The organism is Vitreimonas sp. (assembly GCF_036392335.1).
In the GTDB taxonomy this organism is placed as follows: domain Bacteria; phylum Pseudomonadota; class Alphaproteobacteria; order Caulobacterales; family Aquidulcibacteraceae; genus Vitreimonas.
On record NZ_DASVYD010000013.1, the window covers coordinates 1 to 3,902 of the forward strand.

At 62.6% G+C, this 3,902-nt stretch carries 6 protein-coding genes; all 6 read right to left on the reverse strand.

The window, feature by feature from the left end; all coding sequences use genetic code 11:
* Nucleotides 1-227: hypothetical protein (locus VF769_RS02015; RefSeq protein ID WP_331006696.1), on the reverse strand; the 227-nt coding region annotated here is incomplete at its 3' end.
* A complete protein-coding gene (locus VF769_RS02020) occupies nucleotides 224-523 on the reverse strand; it encodes a hypothetical protein (protein ID WP_331006697.1) in 300 nt (99 codons plus the stop codon). The genes VF769_RS02015 and VF769_RS02020, both read right to left, overlap by 4 nt.
* Nucleotides 520-1,392 (reverse strand): peptidylprolyl isomerase, encoded by an 873-nt coding sequence (locus VF769_RS02025; protein ID WP_331006698.1) that lies wholly within the window; start codon nucleotides 1,390-1,392, stop codon nucleotides 520-522. The genes VF769_RS02020 and VF769_RS02025 overlap by 4 nt, the downstream gene beginning before the upstream one ends.
* Nucleotides 1,389-2,096, reverse strand: coding sequence for a respiratory nitrate reductase subunit gamma (gene narI, locus VF769_RS02030; protein WP_331006699.1), 708 nt, complete (start codon nucleotides 2,094-2,096; stop codon nucleotides 1,389-1,391). Before narI ends, VF769_RS02025 begins: the two co-directional genes overlap by 4 nt.
* A complete protein-coding gene (gene narJ, locus VF769_RS02035) occupies nucleotides 2,093-2,770 on the reverse strand; it encodes a nitrate reductase molybdenum cofactor assembly chaperone (protein ID WP_331006700.1) in 678 nt (225 codons plus the stop codon). The genes narI and narJ overlap by 4 nt, the downstream gene beginning before the upstream one ends.
* Before the next feature lie 2 nt (nucleotides 2,771-2,772).
* Nucleotides 2,773-3,902, reverse strand: a 1,130-nt coding sequence (gene narH / locus VF769_RS02040; RefSeq protein ID WP_331006701.1) for a nitrate reductase subunit beta, incomplete at its 5' end; no start/stop codon positions are given.

The following is a 3,902-nucleotide window of genomic DNA, read 5'->3' on the forward strand; positions in this document are numbered from 1 at the left end:
GACATTAAATTTGCTGCTGATTTCCTCAACCTTCCTATTCCTTCGGTACGTGGTAAGGTAAGCCGAAGGGAAATTCCCTTCATCAAGATTGGCAGGCGCGTTTTAGCCAGTCGTTCAAGCGCCCTGCACATGCGGCGGTGATTTAGATGCTCGGCCAGAAGAAACTCAATCGGGTCGTGCGGCGTGACGGCGCGTGCGCCATCGTCCCGTTCGGCGCCAGCATTCATGCGGAGCCCTCCAATTGAAGCCTGAACGCAGTCATCCGCGCCAGGCACGCGGCGCCCGGATCGGGCGCGTCGCGGATTGCGGATACGAGGCTGGCCCAAGCCTCCTCGTCCGCTTCCGCCAGAAAATCGGCCACCGCGACACGAACGAATTCGGCGAGCGTTTCCTCGCGTCGCGCCGCTTCGTCGCGCACGCGGGCCGCCAAGGTCTGATCCTGTGCGTTCAACCATGCGCTGAGATCGGCGCTGGAGCGTCGGCCTAGCGCCAGGAGATCGCCAAGCTGAAGCGTGTTCGTCATGCGGCGCCCAATCTCAAATCAAGCCCCTCGATTTCAGCCTGCCTCGCGAGCTCGGCGACATAACGCGCTGAGGCCGACACGAGTGCACGCTCGCGCAGCCGCACCCGGATCGCTGGCTCCACGACGTCGAACGGCAAGCGCCGCGCCGGGGCGTGACGATCAAGACGCACGATGTGCCAGCCATGGCGCGTGCGCACTGGCGCTGCCGCGACCTCGCCCTGTCGAAGCGCCAACAACACACGCTCCAGCTCGCCCGCCAGATCGCCAACCGCCAGCTGACCGAGCGCGCCACCGTCTGAACCCGTAGGGCAATTGGAGTGCGCGCGGGCGAGTTTCGCAAAATCAGCGCCTTCCTGAATTTGCCGGCGCACTGCCACAGCCCGCCCATGCGCCGCCACCCAAGCCTCGGCGCCTGGTTGCTCCGGCGCACATAGAATGTGCGACGCCTCGTAGATCTCCATTGTGGTGAAGCTGTCGGGGGAGGCCGCATAGACACGAAGGCATTCGTCGGCAGTCGGTTCGCGCGGCTGCGCCTCCAATTCCAGAACTTGACGCACCAGCGCCTCTTCCGGGGTCTCCTCGCGACCAGCGTCGTCGCGACACGGCGCCGCTTGGAGCCCAAGGGCCGCCGCGCGCTGCAACAGCAATTCCCGGATCACGAGCGCACGCGCCGCCGCCGCGCGCGCTTCTGGACCGGACGCTGCGCGATGGTTCTGGGTTTCAAAGGCAATGTCGGCTTCGCTCACGGCGACGCCGTTAACGAACACCGGAGGTGCGTTGCGTGCGCGTTGCGCCGCCGGCGCCGGGCCATGCCCACAACCGCCAAAGGGCTCTTGCGACTCTTTCGCCTGGATCAGCGTATGTTTCATCGTGCGCTCCGCGTCGCGAGCTTCTTGGAGCGCACAATCTGCCAACCGCGTCGGTTGAGGTACCAGATCGGCGCGGACAGCATGTGCACCAGTCGCGTGAACGGAAACACGAGCAGGATTGTGAGACCAAGCGTCAGGTGCGCCTTGAATATCCAATGGGCGTCGGCGACGTAGTCGGCCGCCCCGGGTTGGAAGGTGAAGATGCCCTGCGCCCAGTGCATGAACTTCACCATCTCCTCGCCGTCGCGGTGCTCGAGCGAGACGGGGATAGTGGCGAGGCCGAGACACAATTGCAGCAGCAAGATCGCGAGGATCGCTGTGTCGCCAAAGCTCGAATTGGCGCGGATGCGCGCATCGAACAGGCGACGGTGCAGCAGCAGCACTCCACCAGCGAGACAGAACACGCCTGCAATGCCGCCCGCCACGATCGCCAACATTTGCTTGGCGCCATGGGTCACGCCGAGCGCCTCCCAGACCGCGAGCGGCGTCAGAAGACCGACAAAATGGCCTGCGAAAATCGCGAGTATACCGAGGTGAAACAACACGGAGCCGAGTACCAATTGCTTGCGCCGCAGCAATTGCGACGAGCCGGTGCGCCATGTGTATTGCTCACGATCGAAACGGAGGATGGAGCCGATCACGAGGACCGCCAGCGCCACATATGGATAGTAGCCGAAGACTGCTTGATTGAGCCAATCACTCATGCCGCACTCTCCTTCATGCGCGCGACCATCGCCTCCGCTTTGGGGCAACCCACCTGATCCGGGCCAAACGTCACTTGTTCTTCGGCCCACGCCTTATCGAGCGCGTCCAAATCGTTGGGGTCGTCATCGGGCTCTTGCAGCAGCGCCTTAACCGCTTCCGGGTTTCGGTCGCTCTCAACGATCGCCACCAGCGCATCGAACACGCGGGCGTAGATGGACCCGCGTTTAATCAGGCGCTCTCGCAGCGCTTCCAACACATGGGCCGCCTGCCCCAGCAGCGCCGACGCCTCTTCAGGGGGCTGTGTCGAGAGGAACTCGAGGAAAACCGGGAGATGGTCCGGCAGCTCTTTGGCGGTGAGCTCAAGCCCATGCGCTGAGTAGAGCTTCAGCAGCTCCACCATGGCCTGGCCACGGTCGCGGCTCTCACCGTGCACATGCTCATAGAGCTGCAGCGAAAGCGAGCGGGTGCGGTCGAACAGATCAACGTAGCGTGATTGTGCTTCGTAAAGATCGTCCCTGGAGAGCTCGAACGTGAGCGGTGTGAGATCGCGCACGACCTTGCGCGAAACGATCTTCTCGCCGGCGAGGGTTTGCAGCACTGCCGGCATCACGGCCGCTGTTTCTGCGGTTGGATAGCTGAGCAAGACAGCGAGCGCGCGGTACGTGTTGGCCATGCTCACGCCTCCATCGGGTTTTTGGCTTTGCGGTTCTTGGTCGGCCCGAAGAGACCCAGCTCCGTGCGACCGCCCGACGCTTGGTTACCGAAGCTGAAGCCGCAGGCGCCGCGCAAGTGATAGGCATCCTCTGCGCCCTCGCGATGCGTCGTCGGAATCACGAAGCGATCCTCGTAATTCGCAATCGCCATGATCTGGTACATATCTTCGATCGCCGCGGCTGTGAGCCCCACGCGCTCGGCGACTCCGTGGTCAATGACGCCGTCGATCGTCTTGGCGCGCATATACGAGCGCATGGCGAGCATGCGCTCCAGCGCCGACACCACAGGCGCCTCCTCGCCCGCCGTTAGCATGTTGGCGAGATACTTCACCGGAATACGCAGTGAGCGGACGTCCGGCATCACGCCGTCATGCTCGATCGCGCCCATCGCCGCGGCCGATTGGATTGGCGAAAGGGGCGGCACGTACCAGACCATCGGCAGCGTGCGATACTCCGGGTGCAGCGGGAAGGCGACCTTCCACTCCATCGCCATCTTATAGACAGGGCTGCGACGCGCCGCCTCGATCCACGCTTCTGGCACGCCATCGGCGCGCGCTTGCGCAATCACATTCGGGTCATTGGGATTGAGAAAAACGCCGAGTTGAGCGTCGTAGAGATCCTTTTCGTCGACGCTCGCCGCCTGCTCGATACGATCAGCGTCATAAAGGATCACGCCAAGGTAGCGAATACGGCCGACGCAGGTTTCCGAGCACACGGTAGGCTGCCCGACTTCGATGCGCGGATAGCAGAAGGTGCACTTCTCGGATTTGCCGCTCGACCAATTGTAATAGATTTTCTTGTAGGGGCACGCCGACACGCACATGCGCCAGCCGCGGCACTTGTCCTGATCGATCAGGACGATGCCGTCTTCCTCGCGCTTGTAAATCGCGCCCGAGGGGCATGCCGCAACACAGGTCGGATTGAGGCAGTGCTCGCACAGACGCGGCAGATACATCATGAAAGTGTTTTCGAACTGCCCGTAGATATCCTTTTGGACGTTCTCGAAGTTGGCGTCCTTTGAGCGCTTCTCGAACTCACCGCCGAGAATCTCTTCCCAATTCGGACCCCATTCGATCTTCTCCATGCGCTGGC

Excerpts from the sequence above, each read along its gene's own strand:
- VF769_RS02020 (WP_331006697.1), bottom strand. The coding sequence starts at position 523 with ATGACGAACACGCTTCAGCTTGGCGATCTCCTGGCGCTAGGCCGACGC.
- narI (WP_331006699.1), bottom strand. The coding sequence starts at position 2,096 with ATGAGTGATTGGCTCAATCAAGCAGTCTTCGGCTACTATCCATATGTG.
- narJ (WP_331006700.1), bottom strand. The coding sequence starts at position 2,770 with ATGGCCAACACGTACCGCGCGCTCGCTGTCTTGCTCAGCTATCCAACC.
- VF769_RS02025 (WP_331006698.1), bottom strand. The coding sequence starts at position 1,392 with ATGAAACATACGCTGATCCAGGCGAAAGAGTCGCAAGAGCCCTTTGGC.